The organism is Bacillus sp. 01N45 (genome assembly GCF_056399205.1).
On the sequence record NZ_JBFTQW010000010.1, the window covers coordinates 174,643 to 200,576 of the forward strand.

At 36.3% G+C, this 25,934-nt stretch carries 22 protein-coding genes and 1 rRNA gene; 13 read left to right on the forward strand and 10 right to left on the reverse strand.

The annotated features are described in order from the left end of the window. Positions 1 to 14: 14 nt before the first annotated feature. The 6 genes from AC1DMU_RS21940 to AC1DMU_RS21965 form a co-directional block, all read right to left on the reverse strand. Positions 15 to 1,844, reverse strand: a complete 1,830-nt coding sequence (locus tag AC1DMU_RS21940) for a monovalent cation:proton antiporter family protein (RefSeq protein ID WP_088061925.1) — start codon at positions 1,842 to 1,844, stop codon at positions 15 to 17. A gap of 283 nt (positions 1,845 to 2,127) precedes the next feature. Further along, a complete protein-coding gene (gene qoxD, locus AC1DMU_RS21945) occupies positions 2,128 to 2,439 on the reverse strand; it encodes a cytochrome aa3 quinol oxidase subunit IV (protein WP_000372611.1) in 312 nt (103 codons plus the stop codon). After that, positions 2,440 to 3,042 carry a cytochrome aa3 quinol oxidase subunit III gene (qoxC, locus tag AC1DMU_RS21950; RefSeq protein ID WP_000729314.1) on the reverse strand — a complete coding sequence of 201 codons (603 nt, stop codon included), beginning with the start codon at positions 3,040 to 3,042 and terminating at the stop codon, positions 2,440 to 2,442. 13 nt (positions 3,043 to 3,055) lie between these two features. Further along, positions 3,056 to 4,990: a cytochrome aa3 quinol oxidase subunit I gene (gene qoxB / locus AC1DMU_RS21955; RefSeq protein WP_048562936.1), complete on the reverse strand. Its 1,935-nt coding sequence runs from the start codon at positions 4,988 to 4,990 to the stop codon at positions 3,056 to 3,058. 33 nt (positions 4,991 to 5,023) lie between these two features. After that, positions 5,024 to 5,899 (reverse strand): cytochrome aa3 quinol oxidase subunit II, encoded by an 876-nt coding sequence (locus AC1DMU_RS21960; protein ID WP_046957295.1) that lies wholly within the window; start codon positions 5,897 to 5,899, stop codon positions 5,024 to 5,026. 282 nt (positions 5,900 to 6,181) lie between these two features. Further along, on the reverse strand, positions 6,182 to 7,597 hold the full coding sequence (locus tag AC1DMU_RS21965; protein ID WP_088061927.1) for an amino acid permease: 1,416 nt from the start codon (positions 7,595 to 7,597) through the stop codon (positions 6,182 to 6,184). Between the two features lie 379 nt (positions 7,598 to 7,976). On the opposite strand from AC1DMU_RS21965, the gene AC1DMU_RS21970 reads away from it, so the two are divergent. The 8 genes from AC1DMU_RS21970 (at position 7,977) to AC1DMU_RS22005 (ending at position 15,667) form a co-directional block, all read left to right on the forward strand. Continuing rightward, entirely contained in the window at positions 7,977 to 8,687 is a 711-nt protein-coding gene (locus AC1DMU_RS21970; protein WP_088061929.1) for a C39 family peptidase, read from the forward strand. Between the two features lie 132 nt (positions 8,688 to 8,819). Then, entirely contained in the window at positions 8,820 to 9,995 is a 1,176-nt protein-coding gene (locus AC1DMU_RS21975; RefSeq protein ID WP_088061931.1) for an amidohydrolase, read from the forward strand. A gap of 1 nt (position 9,996) precedes the next feature. Further along, entirely contained in the window at positions 9,997 to 10,194 is a 198-nt protein-coding gene (locus AC1DMU_RS21980) for a DUF3311 domain-containing protein (RefSeq protein ID WP_087983279.1), read from the forward strand. Then, on the forward strand, positions 10,191 to 11,663 hold the full coding sequence (locus tag AC1DMU_RS21985; RefSeq protein WP_088061933.1) for a sodium:solute symporter family protein: 1,473 nt from the start codon (positions 10,191 to 10,193) through the stop codon (positions 11,661 to 11,663). Before AC1DMU_RS21980 ends, AC1DMU_RS21985 begins: the two co-directional genes overlap by 4 nt. 101 nt (positions 11,664 to 11,764) lie before the next feature. After that, positions 11,765 to 13,243, forward strand: coding sequence for a spore germination protein GerLA (gene gerLA / locus AC1DMU_RS21990; RefSeq protein ID WP_097890002.1), 1,479 nt, complete (start codon positions 11,765 to 11,767; stop codon positions 13,241 to 13,243). Next, complete coding sequence (gene gerLB, locus AC1DMU_RS21995; RefSeq protein ID WP_476941565.1) at positions 13,244 to 14,368, forward strand: spore germination protein GerLB; 1,125 nt, start codon at positions 13,244 to 13,246, stop codon at positions 14,366 to 14,368. It begins immediately after the preceding gene. Then, the gene (locus AC1DMU_RS22000) at positions 14,352 to 15,518 is read left to right on the forward strand and encodes a Ger(x)C family spore germination protein (protein WP_141542837.1); all 1,167 of its coding nucleotides are present in this window, start codon (positions 14,352 to 14,354) and stop codon (positions 15,516 to 15,518) included. The genes gerLB and AC1DMU_RS22000 overlap by 17 nt, the downstream gene beginning before the upstream one ends. A gap of 11 nt (positions 15,519 to 15,529) precedes the next feature. Then, a complete protein-coding gene (locus tag AC1DMU_RS22005) occupies positions 15,530 to 15,667 on the forward strand; it encodes a hypothetical protein (RefSeq protein ID WP_000493989.1) in 138 nt (45 codons plus the stop codon). Positions 15,668 to 15,727: 60 nt separating this feature from the next. Here AC1DMU_RS22005 and AC1DMU_RS22010 read toward each other — a convergent pair whose 3' ends face one another. The 3 genes from AC1DMU_RS22010 to AC1DMU_RS22020 are packed head-to-tail and all read right to left on the reverse strand — an operon-like array spanning position 15,728 to position 18,082. Further along, a complete protein-coding gene (locus AC1DMU_RS22010) occupies positions 15,728 to 17,128 on the reverse strand; it encodes a nucleoside recognition domain-containing protein (RefSeq protein WP_088061939.1) in 1,401 nt (466 codons plus the stop codon). Beyond that, a complete protein-coding gene (locus tag AC1DMU_RS22015; protein ID WP_046953769.1) occupies positions 17,106 to 17,828 on the reverse strand; it encodes a FeoB small GTPase domain-containing protein in 723 nt (240 codons plus the stop codon). The genes AC1DMU_RS22010 and AC1DMU_RS22015 overlap by 23 nt, the downstream gene beginning before the upstream one ends. After that, positions 17,825 to 18,082, reverse strand: coding sequence for a FeoA family protein (locus AC1DMU_RS22020; protein WP_000252989.1), 258 nt, complete (start codon positions 18,080 to 18,082; stop codon positions 17,825 to 17,827). Before AC1DMU_RS22020 ends, AC1DMU_RS22015 begins: the two co-directional genes overlap by 4 nt. A gap of 509 nt (positions 18,083 to 18,591) precedes the next feature. Here AC1DMU_RS22020 and AC1DMU_RS22025 point away from each other — a divergent pair. The 4 genes from AC1DMU_RS22025 to AC1DMU_RS22040 all read left to right on the forward strand — a co-directional run bounded on the left by AC1DMU_RS22025 (position 18,592) and on the right by AC1DMU_RS22040 (position 22,038). Then, positions 18,592 to 19,494 (forward strand): phosphate ABC transporter substrate-binding protein PstS family protein, encoded by a 903-nt coding sequence (locus tag AC1DMU_RS22025; RefSeq protein WP_000245097.1) that lies wholly within the window; start codon positions 18,592 to 18,594, stop codon positions 19,492 to 19,494. A 71-nt stretch (positions 19,495 to 19,565) separates the two neighbouring features. Then, on the forward strand, positions 19,566 to 20,456 hold the full coding sequence (gene pstC, locus AC1DMU_RS22030) for a phosphate ABC transporter permease subunit PstC (RefSeq protein ID WP_000676675.1): 891 nt from the start codon (positions 19,566 to 19,568) through the stop codon (positions 20,454 to 20,456). A gap of 2 nt (positions 20,457 to 20,458) precedes the next feature. Beyond that, entirely contained in the window at positions 20,459 to 21,379 is a 921-nt protein-coding gene (pstA, locus tag AC1DMU_RS22035; RefSeq protein WP_048562942.1) for a phosphate ABC transporter permease PstA, read from the forward strand. A gap of 134 nt (positions 21,380 to 21,513) precedes the next feature. Beyond that, positions 21,514 to 22,038 (forward strand): P-loop nucleotide/nucleoside kinase family protein, encoded by a 525-nt coding sequence (locus AC1DMU_RS22040; protein ID WP_088061944.1) that lies wholly within the window; start codon positions 21,514 to 21,516, stop codon positions 22,036 to 22,038. Positions 22,039 to 22,079: 41 nt separating this feature from the next. Here AC1DMU_RS22040 and AC1DMU_RS22045 read toward each other — a convergent pair whose 3' ends face one another. After that, positions 22,080 to 25,124: an efflux RND transporter permease subunit gene (locus AC1DMU_RS22045; RefSeq protein ID WP_088061946.1), complete on the reverse strand. Its 3,045-nt coding sequence runs from the start codon at positions 25,122 to 25,124 to the stop codon at positions 22,080 to 22,082. Positions 25,125 to 25,860: 736 nt separating this feature from the next. On the opposite strand from AC1DMU_RS22045, the gene AC1DMU_RS22050 reads away from it, so the two are divergent. Then, positions 25,861 to 25,934 (forward strand): 16S ribosomal RNA (locus tag AC1DMU_RS22050); the annotation flags it as partial.

The following is a 25,934-nucleotide window of genomic DNA, read 5'->3' on the forward strand; positions in this document are numbered from 1 at the left end:
GTAAGGGGCATTTTTTATTCTAATATGTTTTTCAACGTATCAATATGTTCTTTTGAACCTGTGACAAGCAATGTATCACCATGTTGTAGTCTCGTATCACCATGCGGGATTAATGCTTTATTACCGCGGTAAATTTGAATGACGAGTACATCCCCTAAAAACGGAAGGCGACGTAGTGCAACACCGTTATATGTATTGCTACGTAGTTCAACTTCACGAACTGTTTCATTTGCTGTTGTAATTAAGCGAACGAGACTCGGTTTATCAATTAGTGCACGTAACAGAATACGTGTAGAGTTAATTGTTGAGAATACGGCGATATGTTCTTGCGTTGCTTTTTCTTGTAGAAGTGGATCTTCTACACTTGCAATAACATGTTCAACACCTAGATCTTTTGCGTGTTCCGCCAATAATAAGTTTTGTTCATCATCACTTGTTGCAACAACAACGCGGTCTGCGTTAAATGCTGTTTGTTCAGTTAATGAAGCGATTGTGATGTCATCTAATTTTACGATAGGGAAGTCATGTGATTTCGCTTCCTCATCATTTATTTTATTTTGACGCATCATATAAAGTGTTACGTCATAATCTTCTCGTTTTAAATCAAGTGATAACGGAAGGGTAATTCTGCTCGCACCAATAATAGAAACTTTTGGTTTTGGTGTTTCTACTTTTGGGAACATCTTTTTAAATAATATAGGTGCAAAAATACAAGTAATAACTGCGCTTAAAATAAGGGAAGCAGATAAACTCGTACTGATGATTCCTAGTTTTTCACCAATTTGTGCAGCTGCAATAACTAAAGAAAGTGTCGATGTTAATAAGATGGCACTTCCTAGTACGATATTACGTGGATACCATTTTCGTAAGACGAGTGATGGTATCAGTTTTGAGATAAAGAGTCCTACAATTAAAATTGGGATCATTAGCATGCTAGAAGGTTCTTTAAAAATAGACCAAACTTCTAGATTCACACCAACCATTACGAAGAAAATAGGGATGAAGAAACCGTAGCCGATGGAATCCAGTTTTTCAATCATATCTTCATTTGGTGATAATAACGATACGAGTACCCCTGCTAAGAAGGCACCTAAAATATTTTCAGCTCCAACAGATTCAGATAACCCAACTAATATTAAGATGAGTGCAAAAACAGCTCGTGTATCAATTTGTACACTACCAGCTTTTAAGCTATCTAAGTATGGAATGTTTTTAAAGCGTTTTGCAATGAAGTAAATAACAATACCAGCGCCGAATAGAAGAAGAAGGAGCCACATGCTTTGGCCGCTTTCGGAATTTAATCCGACGAATACAGCGAGTAAAATCATTGTAACTAAATCTGCAATAACAGCGACTAATAAAATGATTTGTCCGATTGCCGTTTTTCCTAAGTTATTTTCTTTTAATGTTGGTACAACAACACCTAAAGAAATAGTTGAAATAATTAAAGTCATAAACATTGCATTATCCACGAATCCTAGCCATACGAACAGTAATGATAGGGCATAAGATAAGATGAAAATAAATAAGAAGATAATGCTTGCTGCTTGGAATGTGTTTGGTTCGTTTGTCGTATTCTTTTTCCCTTTTTGTTTAAAGATAGAAAAATCAATTTCTAAACCGCTTAAGAACATTAAGAAGATAAATCCTAGTGTCGATAAGACTTGAAGCCACATATCTGGCTCAATAATATTAAACCCACTTTTACCTACAAAGATTCCTGCGATGATTTCTGCAACAACGACAGGAAGTGCTTTTAATTTAAAGCGTTGTAACAAAAGGGGAACGAAAAACGCGATTGCAACGACAACCATAAGTGATAGAACAGAAGTATGATGTTCCATTGCGTTCTCTCCCTTCAAATAAATATAGTACCTATTTAGCCATATAATAGGTAGAAAAGCAACGCATATGGATTCGATTTCATAAAGAAAGAGTTTTCTTAAGATTTGTCATAATAAGTATATTTTTCATGATTCTGTTGTTAATTTCGTAATGTGGATGTAATAGGGGAGGGGATAAAGTGAAGGCTTTTACGGGCAGTTGATCCCCCTGGGGTCTTACTGCTCGTTAATGAGGGATAAAAAAAAGACTGCTGAGGAATCTCAGCAGTCTTTTTCATGTACATTACATTGAGAAGAAGATCCATACAGTTAAACCAACTGTTGCAGTTGCAACGAAGAAACTGTATATCATTGTAAGGATTTGAACTCTTCCTTCTCCTTCTTTTAAATGCATGAACATAATTAATTGTAACAACGCTTGCGCAACAGCCATTACGATAATAGTTGTTAAGATCGTTGAAAGTGGCAAGTTTGTATAAAGTGCCACGTATAACGCTAGAAACGTTAGTGCAAGCGATAAAATAAATCCGAAAACGTGTGACCAAGGGAATCCGCTATGCGCATGCCCGTTTGCTTGGTTGTTATTTTGATCCATTTACGCCACCATCCCGTTCAAGTAAACTAGTGTGTAAATAAATACCCAAACTAGATCAAGGAAATGCCAATATAAGCTGATAATGAATACTTTACGCGCTGTAACTGGTGTTAAACCTCGTTTTAAAATTTGGATAATAACACAAGTTGCCCAAATGATACCGCCTGTTACGTGGGCACCATGTGTTCCAAGAAGAACGAAGAATGCAGATAGGAAAGCACTTGTTTGAATTGTTGCGCCTTCACCGATGTACATAATGAACTCTTCGATTTCAAAGAATAGGAAACCTGCACCTAAAAGTAATGTAAGGATGAACCATCCAAGCATTGCTTTTTGGTTGTGCTTACGCATTTCGTGAATTACGATACCACATGTGAAACTACTTGTTAAAAGTAGTAATGTTTGAATTAAAAGCGTTTTAAGTTCAAACAGTTGCGCTGGGGTTGGGCCATCTGCCGTACGACCAGCAAGTACTAGATAAGAGGCGAAAAGTGTTGCGAACAGCATAATTTCAGCCCCAAGAAAAATCCAAAATCCTAGGATATTCAATCTGCTTTGCTCGGATTGATATTCCAAAGGTAAGCTTTTATCTAAAGCCGCCATATCATTTCACCTCTCATGCTATATGTTCTGTTTCTTTAATTTCATCAACGCTTACGTAGTAGCCATCATCATAATCGAACGAACGATAGATTAAGCAAGCTAAAATACCAACGCCGCCGATTGCTGCAAGCCAGAACCAGCTAAATACTAATGCGAAACCTGCAAGACCGAAGAATAAAGACGCAATAATAGGCACACCAGAGTTACTTGGCATGTGAATTGGTTTTAAATCTTCTGCTGCTGGTGTAACTGTTTCTCCGCGTTTTTTCATGTACCAGAAAGCATCAGCTTCTTTGATTTCAGGAAGTTTCGCGAAGTTGTAATGTTGTACAGGAGATTGAGTTGCCCATTCAAGTGTACGGCCATCCCATGGATCTCCAGTTGTGTCACGTTCACCGTGACGAGCACTCCAAATTACGTTGTAACAAAGAATTAGGAAACCAATACCCATCATTACCGCACCAACAGATGCGATTTGGTTTAGCCATCCCCATCCAAGACTTTCAGAGTAAGTGTACATACGACGAGTCATACCGTCTAAACCTAAGAAGTACATTGGGAAGAAACAGATATTGAATCCGCTCATAAAGATCCAGAATGTCCATTTACCTAGGCGTTCGTTTAACATATGACCAGTCATTTTTGGATACCAGAATGTGAATCCAGCAAGCATAGCGAATACTGTACCTGCGATTAATACGTAGTGGAAGTGAGCAATTAGGAAGTAGCTGTTATGGTACTGATAATCAGCTGCTGCCATACCAAGCATAACCCCTGTAACCCCACCGACTACGAAGTTTGGAATAAATGCCAATGACCAAAGCATTGGAACTGTAAAACGAATACGTCCTTTATACAGTGTAAACAACCAGTTAAAGATCTTAACCCCGGTTGGAATCGAAATCGCCATTGTCGAAATCGAGAAGAATGAGTTAACCGCTGGACCTGCACCCATCGTGAAGAAGTGATGAAGCCATACGACGAAACTTAGTAAAGAAATTGCAACCATTGAGTATACCATCGCACTGTAACCGAATAGACGTTTACGTGAGAATGTACTAATGATTTCAGAGAAAATACCGAATGCCGGTAAAATAACGATATATACTTCAGGGTGACCCCATACCCAGAATAGGTTGGCCCATAACATTGGCATACCGCCGCTCGCCATCGTAAAGAAGTGAGCATCGAATAGACGGTCAAATGTCATTAATGCAAGAGCAACTGTTAATACTGGGAAAGCGAAAATAATGATAACTGTTGTAATTAAGATTGACCAAGTAAACATTGGCATTCTCATTAAAGTCATACCAGGTGTACGCATTTTTAAGATAGTAACAAGGAAGTTAATACCGGTCATTAGCGTACCGAGACCTGAAATCTGTAATGCAATTGCGTAGTAGTTATTTCCTACACCAGAAGTAAACTCTGTACCTGCCATTGGGAAGTAAGAAGTCCACCCAGCGTCTGGAGAACCACCGATTACGAAAGCGATGTTAAATAACATTGCTCCGACGAAGAATAACCAGAAACTTAAAGCATTTAAGAACGGATATGCAACGTCACGAGCACCAATTTGTAATGGTACTACAAGGTTCATTAATCCCATAACGAATGGCATCGCCATGAAAAGAATCATAACTGTACCGTGTGTTGTGAAGATTCCGTTATAGTGTTCAGCATTTAAATAAGTTGTTTCTGGGAATGTTAACTGTGCACGGATCATTAAACCGTCCATACCACCACGGAATAACATGATAACCGCAGAGATAATATACATGGCCCCAATCTTTTTATGGTCAACAGTTGTTAACCATTCGTCCCAAAGCCATTTCCATTTTTTATACTTTGTTAGTACGAAAATGATTGCTAATGTCACAAGAACGATAGAAGCGTCTGCACCGTAAATAATCGGGTCACCTGTGACAAAGAATTCATCAAGCTTCACTGTGTTCACTCCAATCTGTTGGAATAATAGCTATTATTTTTTGTTTTTGTAGTAGTTGTAATCACAATATTCAAGTGATTTTGGATCTACATAACTTAAGTGGTGACTAGAGAATGTCATACGACCAACTACACCAGGTTTAACAATTTCGTTGTACTTATCTTCTGTTAGTTTAGGAGCAGTTTGTTGTACTTCTTTAACCCACTTGTCATATTTCTCTTTAGTTTTTGCTTCAACTTCGAACTCCATATGTGTGAATCCTTCACCAGAGAAGTTCGCACTACGGCCTAGGTAAGAACCAGGCTTATCAGCTTGTAAATAAAGATCCATAATCATGCCATCCATAGTGTACTTCATACCACCAAGTTCTGGTACCCAGAAAGCATTCATTGGACCGACAGAAGTCAGTTTGAATTGAATTGGTACACCAGCTGGGATGTTTAAATAGTTAACGGTTTCAATTTTTTCCTCTGGGTAACTGAATAACCATTTCCAGTTTGCAGATGTAACATAAATCTCAACTGGTTTAATATGTTTGGACTCTGCCGGAACCTCTTCCGAAGCATACGTTGCTTTTACTGTTGGAATCGATAATGCGATAACGATAATAACAGGAACAAGCGTCCAAATAATTTCTAATAATGTGTTACCGTGTTGTTCAGGTGGCTCGTAGTCCATATTCTCTGGTTTTTCACGATAACGAATCAAGATGACTGTAAACAAGATGAATACAATTGCGATAATTAATGACATAAGCAAGAATGACCAAACAATTAAATCATACTGTGCTTTTGCAACAGGTCCTTGCGGATTTAATACTGCGAGTTTCTTATCACAGCCGCCGAGGAACAGAAGTAATGATAACGGAAGAAGCGAAGCCAGCTTCCAAAACGTTTTCTTTAGTTGCACGATTGAAAATCTCCTTTCTCCTTGGATTGAAACTATGCCAATAAAACAATATAAACCTATTAATTTATAGATGGCAATAGTTTTTGTGATATTGTTAAAAAATAGACACAAATGCACACTTTTTAAGGTGAATATCATTTGTAACTTGATAACATTGTAAACTATTTTCCAGTGAAAAACGTGATTGTGGAAATTTTAAGATAAATAAAGTTATACCAAGATATCCAAGAAATAGAAAAAAGCTATCTTATGATAAGAAAGATAGCTGAATATTTTGTATATTTAGTTTACTTCTTTTTTTAGATTTATTTGTTGTTCAAATGTGACAACTTTTTTATATTTTAATTGGTATAAAATGTAACAAAAAATCATAAATGGAATACCACAATAAAGAGCAATTCTCTGATCTGGAATGAAAGCTAAACTAACAAATGTAATGAAATTGAGTGAGAATGCTACGATTGGAACGATTGGATAAAGCGGTGTGCGATATTTTAAATCATTAATGTCCCCGCCGTTTTTTAAGAAATTTCTACGGAAGAAAAACTGTGAAGCTGCGATTGACATCCAAACTACGACAGCGGCCATAGCTGCAATAGATGTTAAAACTAAAAAGACAGTATCTGCCGCAAATATACTTGTTAATAGAGACAAACTTGCAAAAATTAGACTGAAAATTAATGCGTTTAGTGGCACTCCTTTTTTAGTTAACTTCGTAAAAGCTGGACTTGCCATTCCTTGTTTTGCCATCGCCCAAAGCATACGAGAATTTGCGTATAGACCAGAGTTGGCTACGGATAATACTGCTGTAATAATAACAAAGTTCATAATGTCAGCTGCATATGGAACACCAGCCACATCAAATATAAGTACAAATGGACTTTCGACTAGATTAGCCTCTTGCCATGGGAGTAAACCTACAACAACTGATATTGCTAGGACGAAGAAGAAGAGAGTTCGCCAAATGGTATTTTTAATCGCTTTTGGAATTGTTTTCTCAGGGTTTTCACTTTCTCCTGAAGCAATTCCGATTAATTCTGTTCCTTGGAAGGAGTAATTTACTGTAATCATCGTAAGAAGAACAGCTAATGCACCGTTTGGAAATAATCCGCCATTTTCAGTGAAATTGTGAAGCATTGGCGCTGGTTTTCCATTAAAGTCTAGTAGACCGAACATAACTGCACCACCGAGTACGATGAAAATAACAATGGTTGCGACTTTTACACTTGCGAACCAAAATTCTGCTTCTGCATATGCTTTTGCTGATAATGCGTTTACAAGAAAGAGTGCTGCTGCAAATGTAACACACCAAATCCACGAAGAAACGTCTGGAAACCAACGTTTCATTAAAATACTTACAGTTGTTAACTCTACCCCAACTGTAACAGCCCAATTTAACCAATACATCCAACCGACAACAAATCCAAAACCAGGTGAAATAAATTTGCTTGCATAGCTTTGGAATGAACCTGCTTCTGGCATAGCAACTGATAATTCACCAAGACATAACATCGTTAAATACATAACAAATCCACCGACTAAAAATGCAAGAATAGCACCACCAGGACCGGCATTATGGACGATTTGACCAGATCCCATAAATAGGCCAGTTCCGATAACACCACCAAGTGCAATCATAAATAGGTGTCTACTTTTCATTGTTCGTTTTAAATCTGTTTGTTCTACTTGTTGATTCATATGCCCCTCACCCCGTTATTTTCTTGTATGTATGAATTGATTTTCATTCCGAGTTTTTAATCATTAGTGGGGGATGTGACACATACTCGGCTTATTTATTATGAAATGAATGGAGTATGTAAAATGCGAACTATGACTAAATACTCTAAGAATGTTTTTATTAACAAGGTGATATCTTCACTATGTTAATTATTTTGATTTTAGCAAAAATATTCAGAAAAGTATATTGTTTTTTCTTTTTATTAAAAATAATTAGAATTTTATAACGATGTAAGTGTGAACAATAATTCATAGAATCTTTCTAGCAAACTAGTAAGAAGAAAGGTACAATGATAAGAGGTATGTCTGTAAAATAATAATTAATGGAGTTTTGTTTAAAATGAAAAAGTTAAAATATCTTTTTGTTTTTGGAATTATATTTGCTGCCGCGTTTTTTATAGGGAAAGATAAAATTATACAAAAGGCGCAAGTGTTCCGTTTAGAGTTTTTATCTGAAATGAAAGAAGCGACTATGATTGAAAATGTTCCGTTTATAAAGCAGTTACCAGAATTACCTCGTGGATGTGAAGTTACAAGTTTGGCTATGTTGCTACAATACAAAGGTATACAAGTAGATAAGATGCAACTTGCTAGCGAAATTCATCGTGTTCCATTTGAACAAAATGGTTTACGTGGAAATCCTTATGAGGGGTTCGTTGGAAATATTTATACGAAGACAGAGCCAGGATATGGTGTATATAATCAACCCATTTTTAATTTAGCAGAAAAATATGCTCCTGAAAAAGTAGTTAATTTAACAGGTAGAGACGTGCAAGATATGTATAAAGTAGTTAGTTCCGGTTCGCCAGTATGGGTCATTATTAATACAACGTTTAAGCCACTAGCCGAGAGTAGTTTTGAAACATGGAATACAAGCTCTGGCGAAGTGAAAATTACATATTATGAACATAGTGTAGTAATAGTTGGGTATGATCAAAACTTTGTATATGTAAATGATCCACTTAAAAATAATCCGCGTTTTGCTGTTCCGCGAGCAGAGTTTGAGAAAGCTTGGGAGCAAATGGGGAAACAAGCGATTACTATTTTATAATACTGAAAAAGTCATCTTTTTGATGGCTTTTTATTTTTAAGTTATTATAACTGAGAATTCAGAAGATTATTTTAAAAGTTAACGATTCACGCTATAATAACATTTAACTTGGTGAAGAAGGGGCGAAGAGAAATGGATGTTGCAAAGGAACTGGTTTTATCGAAAAATCAATTAATTGAGTGGAGAAGGCATTTTCATAAGTATCCAGAGTTATCTTTTCAAGAAGAAAAAACATCACAGTTTGTATTCGATATACTTCAAAAAATCCCATATTTAGAAGTGTCAAGACCTACTAAATATAGTGTAATGGCAAGGTTAATTGGTAAGCAACCTGGTAAAACCATCGCGGTTCGTGCTGACATGGACGCGCTTCCTATTCATGAAGAAAATGAGTTTGATTTTATTTCTACATATCCAGGTGTGATGCATGCATGTGGCCATGATGGACATATAGCGATATTACTTGGGGTCGTACATAAGTTAGTAGAAGAAAGAGAGAAGATTAAAGGAGAGATTCGTTTTCTCTTCCAACATGCAGAAGAAAACTTTCCTGGCGGTGCAGAGGAAATGGTTGCAGCGGGTGTAATGGAATGTGTGGATTATATTATTGGTGCTCACCTTTGGGCATCGTTAGAGGTTGGTAAAATAGGTGTAATTTATGGTCCTGCAATGGCAGCCCCAGATGTTTTTAAAATTACGATAGAAGGAAAAGGTGGACATGCTGGAATCCCTCATGAAACGGTTGATAGCATTGCAATCGGTACACAAGTTGTTTCGCAACTTCAGCACATTGTATCTCGCCTCACGAATCCATTAGATCCCCTTGTAGTATCTGTTACGCAATTTCATGCTGGGACAACCCATAATGTGATCCCAGAACAAGCGGAGATTGAAGGGACAGTGCGGAGTTTAAGACATGAGTTGCGAGAAGAAACAGAGAAAAGGATTGAACGAATTGTGAAGCATGTGACGGAATCTTACGGGGCGAAATATACATTTTCTTATGAATATGGATATCGACCAGTAGTAAATGATTATGAAGTTACAGAGATTATTGAGCAAACAGCATTACAGCTTTATGGAAGAGAGCAAGTTACTCGTTTACAGCCGACGATGGCTGGAGAAGATTTTTCAGCGTTTTTACAAAAGGCGCCAGGTACATTCTTTTTTATCGGAGCGGGAAATAACGAGAAAGGAATTATATATCCTCACCATCATCCTCGTTTTACGATTGATGAAGATGCATTACCGATTGGCGTGGAAGTCTTTGTATCATCCATTATGAATTTTATAAGTAAAGGAGAATGAGATGAAGAAAATACACGTATTAGCGCTTATTCCAGTTTTTTGTTTAGTTATTGGACCTGTATTTGCTAATTCAGTTACTCCTTACGTATTAGGGATGCCATTTTTATTGTTTTGGGTATTATTATCGGTGCTCATTACGTCTCTTTGTATGGGACTTGTGTACGTATTTGATCCTGCTAATAAGGGGGATGTAAAATGATCGCATTACTTATCATTATATTATTTTTGTTTCTTGCACTATTTTTAGGAATTCGGGCACAACATGGAAAAGATATGAATTTAGAGCAATGGTCAGTTGGTGGAAGAGGATTTGGCACTATTTTTGTTTTTCTTCTTATGGCAGGTGAAATTTATACGACGTTTACATTTTTAGGCGGAAGTGGATGGGCGTATAGTAAAGGAGCACCTACTTTCTATATTTTAGGTTATGGTGCACTAGCTTATATTTTATCTTACTTTTTATTGCCGCCAGTTTGGAAGTATGCGAAAGAGCATAATCTTGTTTCGCAGCCAGATTTTTTTGTGAAGAAATATAAGAGTCAGACACTTGGCATTATCGTTTCTGTCATTGGGGTTATTTCGATTATTCCATACCTTGTTTTACAGTTAAAAGGATTAGGAATTATCGTTTCGGAAGCATCTTACGGAAGGGTATCACCGGTTATTGCAGTGTGGATTGGTGCAATTGTTATAACGATATATGTAATGGTTTCAGGTATACACGGCTCTGCTTGGACAGCAGCTTTGAAGGATATTATGATACTGTTTATCGTTATGTTTTTAGGTATATATTTACCGTACCATTATTACGGGGGATTTCAGCCGATGTTTGAAGCGGTAGAAGCAGCGAAACCAGGATTTTTATCTTTACCTGATGAAGGGATGAGCATTTCTTGGTTTGTTTCTACTATTGTATTAACAGCTCTCGGTTTCTATATGTGGCCCCATACATTTGCTTCTGCTTTCTCTGCAAAAAATGAAAAAGTATTTAGGAAAAATGCGGCGATCATGCCCCTTTATTCTTTAGTATTGCTTTTCGTATTCTTTGCAGGTTTTGCTGCTATACTGCAAGTTCCAGGGTTAAAGGGAGGGGATGTAGACCTTTCGTTATTCCGTCTCGCTCTTCAAACATTTGATCCATGGTTTATTGGGATTATTGGTAGTGCAGGAGTATTAACAGCATTAGTTCCGGGTTCCATGCTTGTTATGGCGGCGTCTACTTTATTAGCAAAAAACATTTACCGAACAATGGTCCCATCTGCTTCAGATAGACAAGTTGCTAAAGTGGCAAAATTATTTGTGCCTGTAGTAACGCTTGTAGCTGTTTTGTTCACTTTTAAAGGTGGAGAAACAATAGGTGCACTTCTTTTAATGGGATATAGTATAGTGACACAACTTTTCCCTGCACTTGTATGTAGTTTGTTTCCACGTCAAGTTATTACGAAGCAAGGGGCAATTGCAGGGATGGGGATTGGGTTGTTAGTGGTCGCATATATTACTTTATCTGGTTCAACTATAGCTACGATGTTTCCAGCTTTCCCTCAATATATAAAAGATTTAAATGTAGGTATAGTCGCATTGTTAATGAATATGATTGTGATGTTTATCGTTAGCGGGTTCACGAGAAATGTGTCTATAAAGACAGACAATATAATAGTAGAAAAGTAATCCGTGTGCTAGAGCTATCTTTGAAAAGAGATAGCTCTTTTTTGTATATATTTTCTTCTATTAGCGGAATCTAACTAAAAACTTGTTGAAAAGGAAGTTAGGTGGGGGAATTGTTAGAGTTAAAAGGTAACTTATTTGAAGTTATGAAAGAAATTAGGGATGAGTTAGGTTCGCCTAATGATTTAACAATTAGGGAAGTTGCCCTTGCTGGTAGTTTTACACGCTGTGCGGTTATTTTTTTATGTGGGTTAACAGATAAGGATAATGTTTATAAATATGTAGTTCGTACACTTCAATATGAAGAAGTACAAAAAGAAGAAGCTGTTGTTCAAACGTTATTGGATCGCTTTATTTCTATTGCGGAAGTTGGTAAGAAGACAACGTTTCCGGATATTATAAATGCGATTTTAGCGGGAGATACAGTTATATTAATTGATAATATTCAAACCGCTATCGTGATTAATAGTAGAGCGTGGGAAAAAAGAAGTTTAGAACCGCCGGTAACAGAAGATTTAATACGTGGACCGAGGATTGGGTTAAATGAAGATATTAACGTGAATAAAATGTTAATTCGCCGTACTTTACGTGACCCGAAGCTGAGGTTTCAATCTTATATTATGGGGAAGAGATCCCAAAAAGAAGTGACGTTAGTATATATAGAAGACATTATTAACCCTTACATTGTAAAAGAGTTAGATCGGCGTCTTCAATCAATAGAGACAGATGTCGTTTTTGAGACGGGTACGATTGAGCAATTAATTCAAGATAATAATTTGTCACCGTTCCCGCAGTTTTTGAATACGGAAAGGCCTGATAATATTGTGGCCTCATTAGCGAAAGGAAAGGCTGCTATTTTGGTGGATGGATCACCGTTTGCCCTTATAGCTCCGTTAGTATTCGTTGATATTTTTCAATCTGTGGAAGATCACTATGAGCGTTGGGTAATTGGGACTTTATTAAGAATTTTGCGGATGGGTTCTGGCATAGTTGCAGTTTTAATGCCAGCGATGTATGTAGCTCTCGTATCATATCACCAAGGACTTATCCCTTCTAAACTGGCTTATTCAATCGCTGGAGCCAGGGAAGGTGTTCCGTTTCCAGCTTATATAGAAACGTTAATGATGGCATTAACGATGGAGTTAATACGAGAAGCGGGAATTAGGTTGCCGAAACCGATGGGGCAAACAATTGGGATTGTAGGTGGTCTTGTAATCGGAGAAGCAGCGGTGAACGCAGGAATTGTAAATCCGTTTTTAGTTATCATTATTGCGGTTACAGCTATTGCTACATTTTCACTGCCTGTATATAGTATTACGATTACGTTTCGGATTTTACTTTTTGTCTTTGTTTTAGCGGCGACTGCTTTTGGTTTGTATGGAATTATTTTAGCTCTTATTGCACTTGCGGTTCATATTACGAATTTGAAGAGTGTCGGGGTGCCGTATACAACGCCTATCGCTCCTGCATTTTATAAAGATTGGAAAGAAGAACTTATTCGTATGCCAAAATCGATGTTGAAAGAGAGACCGGAATATTTACAAACGAAAGACGCTACATTACGTCCAAAGGAGCGAGAGTAATTGAAACCATTTGAGTATGGCGATGAAGAGATTGGATCTCGGGAAATTGGGTTTGCGGTATCTTCAACAATTATTGGTATAGGAGCATTGTCTATGCCAAGAGATATCGCTAACCAAACTTTATTTTCAGACGGTTGGATTATTTTGCTTCTGGGTGGATTGATATGTGCAGTTTTAGGTTGGTTTGTAACGAGGATAGCTATTTTATTCCCGAAACAAAACTTTGTTCAATATACGAGTACGCATTTGACAAAGCCTGTTGCATACACAATTAGTAGCATTTTAGTATTAACGTTTGTTGCTTTGACAGCATATGAGTCACGAATGATTGCAATTATTTCACAAACATATTTATTTAGTGATACACCAATACAGCTACTCTCTTTCTTCTTCTTATTAGTTGTTATTTATGGAGTAGCAGGATCGAGAGCGGCTTTAGTAAGGTTAAATGTTCTATTCTTACCTATCGTGCTCATTGCGATAGTGTTGCTTTCTTTATTGAATATAAATTTAATGGAAATAAACAATTTACTACCAGCTTTTCAAACGAACGCAAGTCAATATGCTGTAGGAGTTAAAAACTCTATTTTCACATTTATCGGATTTGAGGTAGCTCTGTTTTATGCTGTGATGTTGAACGATAAGACAGCGAAAAAAGCGCCAATGGCAGTTGCAAAAGCAGTGATGGTAAATGTGCTGTCATACATTTTAATTTATGTAACTTGTATTAGCGTTTTTTCGTATATGACAACCCGTGGATTGACGTATCCAACAATTGAATTGGGTAAAGAAATTGAAATTGGTGGAGGTTTTTTAGAAAGATTTGATGCGATTTTTTTTACGACTTGGATTATTACTATTTATAACACTACAGCAATGTATTATGACGTCGCATCTTTATTGTTTTGTGCTATGTTTCCGAAAGTGAAGAAACATATTTTTATTTTCGTAAGTGCTCCTATTATTTTTATGGTGAATATGATACCGAGTAATTTAGATTCATTATCACATTACGGAACTTATTTAGCTTGGATAGATATGGGATTTGTTGTGTTAGCGCCTTTGCTCGTTTTAATTGTATATAAAATAAAAAGAAGGAATGGTGGAAATGAAACACCTTCTTAAATTTATAATGGTTATAGCTGTAGTTGGATTTATGAGTGGGTGTTCTGAGTTAGAGGAGATAGAAGAAAGGGGATTTGTAGTAGGTGCAGCCTATGATATTGTGAAAAAAAAGAAATCAAATCCAATTATGAAAGGGACGTATCAGATGGTACTTCCCAGTAAGTTAGCGCAGCAAGGTGGCCAAAGCGGTCGAGATAGTGAGAATTATATTAATGTTAGTGCGAAAGCAGATAGTGTCTTTGAGCAAATACGAATTATCTCTAAAAAAATTAGTCGCTCATTATTCTTTCCGCACATACAAGTGATAATTTTTTCTAAAGATTTATTAGCGAATCCATATGTTTTACAAAATACGTTAGATGTATATATTCGTGATCACGAGATGAGAAGAAATATTCGTTTGTTCGTTTCTAAGAAAAATGCAGAAGCTATTTTAAAGCAGAGTGCCAAGCCTGAGAACTTACCGGCGCAGTATATTGATATGTTAGCTGAGCATCCTCCGAAAAATGCTCAAATGATTGAAGCTGCAAGAATTGGTGAGGTACAGCAAAAAATGATTGCTAACCGAAGTTTCGTATTACCTATTCTAGAACTAACAAAGCAGGGGGTACAAATGAACGGGGCAGCGTTGTTTCGTGGAAAAGATAATAAGTGTGTAGGCAGTTTGAATGGAGAAGAAACATTAGGAATGAATTATGTAATAGGTAAAAAAATTGGAGGGTTCTTTACTATCCGTAAACAAGGTCAGCTTGTTACATACGAAATTCATAAGATGCGCCGAAAGATTAAAGTATCTACGGAAAATGCTACAAAACCGAAGTTTGATATCCATTTATCTTTGGAAGGGACTTTAGCAGAGTTACATTTTAGTGATCATAAACAAATTATGAATGAAAAGGGATTAAAGAAAACCATTGCGGAAGAAATGGAGAAGCGTATCCAAAAATCGATTAAGCTTGTTCAAAAAAAATATAAGGTAGATGTATTAGCGTTAGGAGAAGTATATAAGCGGCATAATTATAAAGAATGGAAGAAGATAGATAAGAATTGGGATCAAGGTGAAAATTACTTTAGTAATGCGGAGGTTACTGTTCATGTTCACCCGACAATTGAGCATTCAGGTTCCGCCTTACCGAAAAGAGTGAAATAAGGTGATGTAAGTTGTTTACTGGATTAGGGATTAGTTGCACGATATTAATGGCAGTTCTTCCGGGAGCCATATACTTTATTCATAAGAAACTCACAACGTATGGAGCACAGCCTTGGAATACTGATGCACAAAAAAAGAAACCTGAATGATTTCAGGTTTCTTTCGCGCAAAGCAAATGTGAAGGGGGATACCTTCTATGTATGCTTTGCTTATAAAAGCCCTAACCAATGTACCAATTGTGTAGAGAGGAATGTCACAACAATGGCGATAACGGTAGGGATTGCAAACGATAAGAATGTCCATTTTGCACTTTTTGTTTCTTTATATATGTTAACCAGTGTTGTTCCACATGGGAAATGAAGAAGTGAGAACAACATTGTGTTTAACGCTGTTAACCAAGTCCAGCCATTTTCTAAGAATAGATTTTTAATTTGGTTAAAATCATCTATTTCAGTTAAAGCTCCGGTTGATAAGTAAGACATTAATAAAATCGGGATAACAATTTCATTCGCTGGTAGTCCAAGAATGAACGCAGCTAAAATGAATCCATCAAGTCCTAACATTTTAGCGAATGGATCTAGGAAGTTTACAAAATACATAAGTAAGCTTGTGTCACCGATGAAAATATTAGCTAGTAACCAAGTTAATGCAGCCGCAGGGGCAGCTACAACGATAGCTCGTTTTAAAACATAAATTGATTTATCGAGTGTTGCACGTACAATTGTATTCCAAACTTTTGGCTTACGGTACGGTGGTAACTCAAGAGTGTAGTGAGTTGGCACACCTTTTAAAGCTGTTTTTGATAGTACCCAAGAAACAGTTAATGTCATAATAACACCAATTACAACCATTCCAACTACAACGCCAGCAGTAACTAATGTTTGCATACTACCTGTATAACCAGCAGCCATAAATAATGAAGCCATTAAAATTAACATAGGCCAGCGACCGTTACAAGGAACGAAGTTGTTTGTTAAGATTGCAAGCATACGTTCACGTGGTGATTCAATAATACGCGTTGACATAATAGCGGCTGCATTACAACCAAATCCCATTGCCATTGTTAAAGATTGTTTGCCATGTGCACCGGAACGTTTAAATAAGCGATCCATATTAAAAGCGACACGTGGTAAATATCCGTAGTTTTCTAATAGTGCGAACATAGGGAAAAAGATTGCCATAGGTGGCAACATAACGCTAATAACAGCACCGATACCACGGAATAAACCAAGTATTAAAATGCCATGTAGCCATTCGGGTGCATGTGCTGCCTGGAACCAAGATGTTAAATATCCTTCGGCCCATCCGAAAAACTCAGCAATCATATCAGATGGTACGTTAGCACCTGCAATTGTAAGATAAAAAATAATAGATAAAATACCGAGCATAATTGGAAATCCCCAGATTGGAGATGTGAAAATTTTATCTAGTTTTTCAGAACGATACAATTTATCAGTATTTGTATATTGAACAGACTCTTTACATATGCTTGCAGATGTTCGATAAATATCTCCGACAATATCATCTCGTATATCTTCTTTTGAGAGTGCTTGTGCATGTTGAATAATATAGTCTAATGGAAGAGCTTTACTGGCTGAGTGAGATTCCATTCATTACGACCTCCCTTACAAGTGGTTCATTATGGTGTTTTTGAAGTGTAGTTAAGAAATTTTTATCTCCATCTAATATACGTAACGCAATCCAACGTGCTGGATACGTATCACCGAACACTTTATAAATTTGTGGTTCTAATTCCTGAATCATATTTTCGATTTTTTCACTGTAAGAAATTTTAATTGGTGTTGGAATTAATTTTTTATTTGCTACTTTAGCGATAACACTTAGCAAATGCCCAATACCTACTCGGTTACGAGCAGAAATCTTAACTACAGGTACACCGAGCGATTTTGCTAATTTCTTTTCATCAATAACGATGCCTTTTTTCTCCGCTTCATCAATTAAATTAATACAAATGACTACATTGCTTGTCATTTCCATCACTTGGAGGGCTAAATTTAAATTTCTTTCCATTGCAGTTGCATCTATAACAACTACAGTTACTTCTGGTTTTTCAAATATAATATAATCTCTTGCTACTTCTTCATCCGCAGAATTTGAATATAGTGAGTAAGTTCCAGGTAAATCTATTAATGTATATTTACTTCCGTTATGTTCGTATTCCCCTTCAGCTTTTAAAACAGTTTTCCCCGTCCAGTTTCCAGTATGTTGTTTTAAGCCTGTTAAAGTATTAAATAATGTACTTTTCCCGGTGTTCGGGTTGCCAGCTAAAGCAATACGATGTTTGCTCATCTGAAATCATCTCCTATTAATACCCCGAAAATAAGGGAACTTTCTTCCTTACGTAGTGCGATAGTTGTATTGCTTACTTGATAAGCGACCGGATCTCCAAGTGGACTGCGCTGTAATACTTTAATTGTTGCCCCAGGGATAAATCCTAAGTCTAATAAACGTCGTTTCATAGTTCCTTCTAATTGTATCTTCTCAATTTGTACAAACTCTCCTGTCTTAAACTCGGAAAGTGGTTTTGTATTAGCCGATACCATAAAAGTTACCTCATCTCTATATTGTTTGTTTAAGTTTAAAAAGTTTCCTTAGGTAAACTTTTTGTTAATAATATAGTAGACTACATTGGATGATGCTGTCAATTGGTACTTTAAAAATATTCATTTATTTTTAGAATTGTTCCAATTTATTTAGTTGTACTAAAAAATATTACTGAAATTCTGTTGAATGTAAATAAAGTAAGAGTGTAAAAGTTAAAAGATACAATGTATTTGTAAATGTATTTTTAATTAAAAGGGGAAAAGAGCGAAAAACATTTACATTGAATTTACATTGTTAAGAATAAATTTACATTACAGCTTAATTCGTGTGGATTTTGTTGGGTTCTTTAACTATAAATGTTGGGATTCCTAGCTTTTAAGGGCTATTATCGTCATTTACTTAAAATTAAAAATTGCTTAACACTCACATAATATTGTTGTCCTACAATGAATTTGTGTTCGAAAGAAAATGAATTCGAAAAGTGAGAATCCAAATGGGGGTACAAGACATGGTTATGAAAAAAGGTATTAAATTTTCTTTAGCGGCTTTAGTGGTAGCAGGAGCGTTAGTTGGATGTGGGAAAGCAGATGATACAGCTAGTAAAGAAACTGCTAAAGGAAGCGATAATACAAAACAAGAATTATCAGGTACGATTGCAGCAGCTGGTTCTACAGCTCTTCTACCTCTTGCGGAGGAAGCTGGAAAGAAATTCATGGAGAAAAATTCAAAAGTTTCTATTCAAGTGCAAGGCGGCGGTAGTGGAACTGGGATTAACCAAGTAGCATCGGGTGCAGTACAAATTGGTAATTCAGATGTTCCATCAGGGGATAAAATAAAAGATGCTGAAAAAGCGAAAGAATTAGTAGATAACAAGGTTGCGGGTATTGCATTCGCGCTTGTCGTAAATAAAGATGTAAAAGTTGATAACTTAACAGTGCAACAAGTACAAGATATCTTCACTGGGAAAGTAACAAACTGGAAAGAGGTAGGCGGGAAAGATGAAAAAATCAACGTAATTAACCGTCCAGCTTCATCTGGTACACGTGCTACATTTGAAAAGACAGTTATGAAAGAAGCGAAAATTAACGATGGAACTGGTACAACACAAGATTCTAACGGTGCAGTAGAGCAAGCGATCAATTCTACTCCAGGTTCAGTAAGTTATTTAGCAATGTCTTACATGGTTGGCGATAAAAAAGGTGCGCTACAAACAGTGAAAATTGATGGTTCTGAACCAAAAGTTGAAAACATTTCGTCTGGTAAATATCCATTCTGGTCTTACGAGTACATGGTAACAAAAGGTGAAGCGAAAGAAGCAACGAAAGCTTACATTGATTATGTAAAAGGCAAAGACTTTGAAAAGCAAGTAGAAGATATGGGTTACATCCCAATGTCTAAATTAAATAAGTAATAAATTTTTATGGGGCTGGCTGCAAGGCCAGTCCTGTTCATTTCAATCTATGAAGTGGGGTCTGACCTGTGATGAAGGGGAAAAAACAAATTAATTACGTAAAAAGTGAATATATAGGAAGATCGCTTGTTACGTTTTGTGGTATTTTTATTGTTTTAATTACATTAGCTATTATTGCTTTTATTTGCGGTAAAGGTATTCAATCTTTTACACAAAGTGGTATCTCATTTACTGAGATGTTAACATCGACAAAATGGAATCCAAATGCTGACGAAGGAACCTTCGGGGCTTTGATTTTTATTGTAGGTTCAACGGTGGTTTCGTTAGGTGCGGTTATTATTAGTGCGCCAATTGCTATAGCTCTTGCTATATTCATGAATTTAATTTCGCCAAAGTTTGGAAATAAAGTATTGAAGCCCGTTTTAGAATTATTAGTTGGTATTCCTTCGGTTGTATACGGATTATTAGGGGTTACGATTTTAGTGCCACTATTACGTGATTCGTTCGGGGGAGTGGGATTTAGTCTAATTGCGGGTATTGTTGTATTAAGTATTATGATTTTACCTACTATTGCTAGTATCGCTTCTGATGCAATACGCTCTGTTCCATTTGATTATTTAGAAGCTTCTTATGGTCTAGGATCGACGAAATGGCAAGCGGTTAGCCGAGTGATTGTTCCTGCTGCGAAAAAAGGGATTTTAACAGGTGTTGTTTTAGGTTTAGCGCGTGCTTTTGGTGAAGCATTAGCGGTTCAAATGGTAATCGGGAACACAATTAAATTACCAGAAGGAATATATAGCCCGACAGCGACGTTAACTGGTATTTTGACAATGGACATGACAAATACATTAAACGGAACTGCTTGGAATAATGCGCTATGGACTTTAGCGATGATTTTACTTGTTATTTCATTCCTGTTTATTTTAGTAATTCGAGCGATTGGGCAAAGAGGTGAGCGATAATAATGAATGCAAGAACGGTAAATAAAATTTGGACAGGTATCTTTTATGCAGTTGCAGCTTTAGTTGTAGCTCTGCTAGTATTCTTAGTGTTTGAAATTCTGCAAAAGGGATGGGGATTTTGGGATCCTGATTTCTTGTTTGGAGAACCAAGTAATACAAGAGCTGGTGGTGGGATTGGTCCACAGTTATTCAATTCCTTCTACATGCTTGTTATAACGCTTGTTATATCTATTCCTCTTGGGTTAGGGGCTGGAATATATTTAGCAGAGTACGCAAAACAAGGGCGCTTTTTAAATTTTGTTCGTTTATGTATTGAGACAATGGCGTCGTTACCTTCGATTGTTGTTGGTTTATTCGGTTTGTTAGTGTTCGTTACCATGACAGGTTGGGGATACACAGTAATGGGCGGTGCTCTTGCTTTAACTATTTTAAACTTACCAGGTTTAACACGTGTTTGTGAAAATGCGATTTCAGAAGTGCCTCATAATGTAAAAGAGGCAAGTCTTGGATTAGGTGCAACGAAATGGCAAACAATTGCTCGTATCATTATTCCGTCGTCATTACCGCAAATTATTACAGGTATTATTTTAGCGGCAGGTCGTATATTTGGTGAAGCGGCAGCGTTAATTTACACAGCGGGTTTAACATCCCCGATTTTAAATTCAGCAGCGGACTTCTCAAGTCCTGCCCATCCTCTAAATCCATTTAGACCAGCTGAAACATTAGCGGTTCACATTTGGAAGTTAAATTCTGAAGGAGTTATTCCGGATGCAAAGTTGATTGCGACAAAATCTGCAGCTGTATTAATTATTATGGTATTACTATTCAATGTTATTTCGCGCTTGGTAGCATCTATATTGCATAAGCGTTTTACAGGAACGAAAAGAAAAAGTAAAACGACGAAGAAGGTAAAAGCAGCATAAAATACAAAAAGAACTCTCTACTTATAAGTAGAGAGTTCTTTTTGTATTTTAATATAGAAGGAATGGATGTAATGATTGTTGAATTTGTAATTGATTATATAGATGAATAGGTACAGATGAGAGGAGAAGTTAATTTGTTTTTTCTACAAATGTCAGGTTTTCCTGGATCGGGAAAATCGACAGTTTCTAAGTATATAGCGAAGTTAACAGGTGCTGTAATTGTAGATCATGACGTTTTGAAATCGGCATTGTTACAATCATTAGAAATGAAAGGGGTTGAATCGACAATTGTTGGAGGAGTATCATACGATATTGAATGGGCATTGATTGATTCTTATTTAGAACAAGGGCATAGTGTTATATTGGATAGTCCGTGTCTATATGAAGGGATGGTTGAAAAAGGAATAAAATTGTCTAATAAACATGGTGTAAAATATAAATATATCGAATGTTACCTTAATGATATGGAAGAGATTAATCATAGGCTGCAAACACGTAAACGTATGGCCAGTCAGATTGGAAAAGTGGATTCGGAAGTAGCTTTTAAAAAGTGGTTAGATGGTAGTAAGAGACCTTCGAATACTGAATATCTTATTGTAGATTCTGATAAACCTCTAGAGCGATATGCTCAAAAAATGATGGATTATATGAGTAGGTAGAGAAAAGCGTTATCTTCATTCATGAAGATAACGCTTTTCTTTTAAATATCAGGTGTTTCTGTGGAAGTGCTTATTTTTCTACGAGAGCGTCTTTTTCTCCCGATTTTATCTAATAGTTCATACATAACTGGAACGACTACTAATGTAAGAACGGTTGAGACTGCTAAACCACCGATGACAACGACGGCAAGACTTTTTGATACCATGCTTCCTGCTTGCGATTGACCAAATAGGAGAGGGAGCATAGCGACGATTGTTGTTATAGCTGTCATAATGATTGGACGTAATCTAGTGGATCCCGCTTCTAGTAAGGCATCTCTTGTTTCCATTCCGTGTTCCCGATTTTGTTGCACTCTTTCTATTAATACAATCGCGTTTGTAACGACAATCCCGATTAACATTAATGCGCCGATCAAGGAATTTACATCAACGGGTGTTCCTGAAATGATTAATCCTAAAATACCGCCAACAGCAGCTAATGGTAAGGAGAACAAAATTGCAAAAGGAGCGCGCGCCTGTCCGAAGGTGATAACCATAATTAAATATACAATCCCGATTGCAATCCCCATAATTTTGAATAAATCTGTGAAGTTCTCTTGCATAGATTCAGTTGCACCTGCAATAGTTACTTTTGCGCCGCTAGGTAAGTCTAAGTTAGCTATCGTTTCGTTTACTTCTGCGCTTACTTTACTTAAATCTTCATTTGAGGCCTCGGCAGTAATTTGAATCGTTTCTTTTCCGTCTTTATGGAAGACTTCTGTTTGAAGTTTCTTTTCTGAAATAGTTGCAATGTCTTTTAAAGGAATTGGTCCATTGATAGGTGATAGTATGTTTGTGTTTAAAATGTCTTCTTGTTTAGTGATGTTTTCTTTTTTGTGTTCTATTATAATAGTTGTTTTTTCATTATTGATTGAAACTTCACCAATAGGTGATTTCTTCATAAGGAATGCTACTTGTTGTGCTGCTAATTCTGGTGTTAAGCCTAGTTGTTCGGCCTTTGTTTGATCAACATGGATTTGCCATTCTTTCTTAGAGTCTTCTAAATTTGTTTTTACTTTAGAGAGAGCAGCCATATCTTTTAGTTTTGTTTCGACGATAGTAGCAGCCTCTTTTAAATTCGTTTCGTTAGTTGCTGTTACGTTAAATTGCAAATTGTTGCCACCACCAGAGCTTGAATAACTCGTTTTTATATAATCTAGTTCAGCAGGCTCAAAAGCTTTATGTTCTTTCTTTAACTCTTTAATATATTGATCAATATCAGAGCCTTTTTTGAAGACTACAAATATACTGGCAAGATTATTTTTTGTCGTTTGCCCCCATTGTGCATCTTCTGCGCTAGATCCCATTCGTAAAATAACATCTGTTACATCCGAATTAGAAAGTAATTTCTTTTCGAAATCGAAGGCTTTTTGTTTTTGTGTTTCAGGAGCGTAATCAGCTGGGAAAGTCATATTAATAGATAACATTGTGTCGTCTTCAGATTTTATGTTCGCTTTCGGTAGTAATACATAGGCTGCAATCGATCCTGCGAATAATAAAAAAGCAGTAAGTAAAATAATGAATTTATGCGAAAGAGCCCACTTTAATGTAGCAACATATCGTGGTGAAGAACTTGGCTTTTTGTGCTTTGTTTTTTTGAGTAGTAAAAAAGCCATAAGTGGAACAACTGTTAGTGCAACGATTAAGGATGATAGTATAGAATATACAACTGCTAATACCATAGGTAACATTAATTTTCCGATTACTCCTGATACGAGGCCGATAGGTAAGAAAACAGCGACTGTTGTTAAAGTAGAAGAAGTAATTGCGACGGCGACCTCTTTCGTTGCATCGAGAATAATATCTTTAGAGAAAGATTCTTTTTGTAAACGACGGAAAATATTCTCGATGACAACGATACTATCATCAACGAGACGTCCAACTGCAACTGCTAAACCACCGAGCGTTAAGGTGTTAAGTGTGATGTTAGATTGGTGTAGTAAAAAGAGTGTTAATAAAATAGATAATGGAATACTGACAACGGCGATGAGTGTCGTTCGGAAGTTACGCAAAAAGATTAAGATAATTAGAGTTGCAGCAATTGCTCCAAGAATTACTTCTTTGCCCATACTAGTAACAGCATTTTCAACTTGCTCATGAGTTGAGGCTAAAAGTTTAATAGAAAATTGATCTTTATATTGTTTACTTATATCTTTGATTTTCTTATCGATTTCCTTTCCGATTGCAACTGCATTTTTACTTGGCTCTTTCATGATGATTAATCCGGTTCCTTCTTCTCCGTTTATATGCGAGATTGTATCGTAGTGTTGTTTAAGTTCGATTTGAGCAACATCTTGCAATTTTACTTGAGGTGCAACGGTTATGTTTTTAATATCATCTACATTTTTTATATCCCCAATGACACGAAGGTTATATTCTTCTTTATTAACGGTAATTGCTCCAGCTGGAGTAGAAGTTTCTTTTCCTTGTAAAACTTTTAATATTTGTTCTGTTGTTACGTTTTTATCTTTTAATTGGTTTGGGTCTAGTATGATAGATAATTCAGAGGCTGATTTTCCGAAAAACATAACGTTGGCAACACCATCAATGCTTTCGAGTTGTGGTACGATTTCTTTTTCGATTTGTTTTTCATCTGCTTTTGAAAATCCGTTTTGCTTCTGGATAGCAATTTGAGCGAGTGGAATCATAGAAGTATTTAATTGGCTAACTATGGGTTTAGTTGCATCCTTAGGTAATTTAATTGTGTTAATGGCCTTTTCAACTTCGCGTGCTGCGTCTTTCATGTTTGCTTTGGATGTATACGCGATATCGATACGTGATAACCCCTCGTGCGTAGAAGAGGTGATGCTGTCGATGTGTTCTAAATTGCGAAATTGTTTTTCGAGGGGATCAGTTACTTCTTTTGTCATCGCTTCAGCGTCGAGTCCTTGAGATAAGGTTGTGACAGTGACTGCTGGATTATCGATGCTTGGTAAAAATTCCATAGGTAATTTAGATCCGGAATAAACGCCAAGTACGGAAATGAGAAAAACCATGATGATAACAGCGGCGCGGTTTTTTAATGAAAACTTTGTTAACCTATCCATAAAGTAATTCCTCCATTGGTTTATTTATAGTTGAGTACGTCCTTCCTTACTATATAACAAAAAATGGATATTTTTCATTAATTAAATGTAAAAAAATTCTAACAATAATCTTAAGTTAATGTTTTTGTTGGAATTTCGTTATTTATTCCGCTATTCGCCGAGCGATAAGACTATTACCTAATCGAGCTGTCTGTAAACAACCGATTCGTTCAATTAATAGTTTGTGTGGAGGAACAAAACTAAAAATCGGCATGTTTGCTTTATGTAGGAAATGGTGAATCTGTTTTTTTAGTTTGGATTGATTTGTTTTTTATATTGTTAGTCTATAGAGAAGTAAATGATCAGGGCTTTAATATAGAAGAGAATGAAAATCTAGGAAGGGGTTATGAAATACAGTTTGGTTAACTAGAGTGTATTGGTATACAATTTAAATAGCTGTTTTCCATAGATGGGAGGAGGTGTCTCTATATAGAAGAAAGTAGGATGGATATTTTTTTGTGTTTTTTTAAAAAAACACTTGTTATTTAAAAATCATGATGGTATATTAATAAACGTCGCTGACGCGGAAACGCAGAAAACGACAAAAAAGAAATTTTAAAACGTAGTTGACATCGAAAAATGAAGATGTTAATATGATGAAGTCGCTTCTGAAGTGGCAGACAAGTTCTTTGAAAACTGAACGAAACAAACAACGTGAAACGTCAATTTTTATTTTTAGATGCTAGACAAACTAACTTTATTGGAGAGTTTGATCCTGGCTCAGGATGAACGCTGGCGGCGTGCCTAATACATGCAAGTCGAGCGAATGGA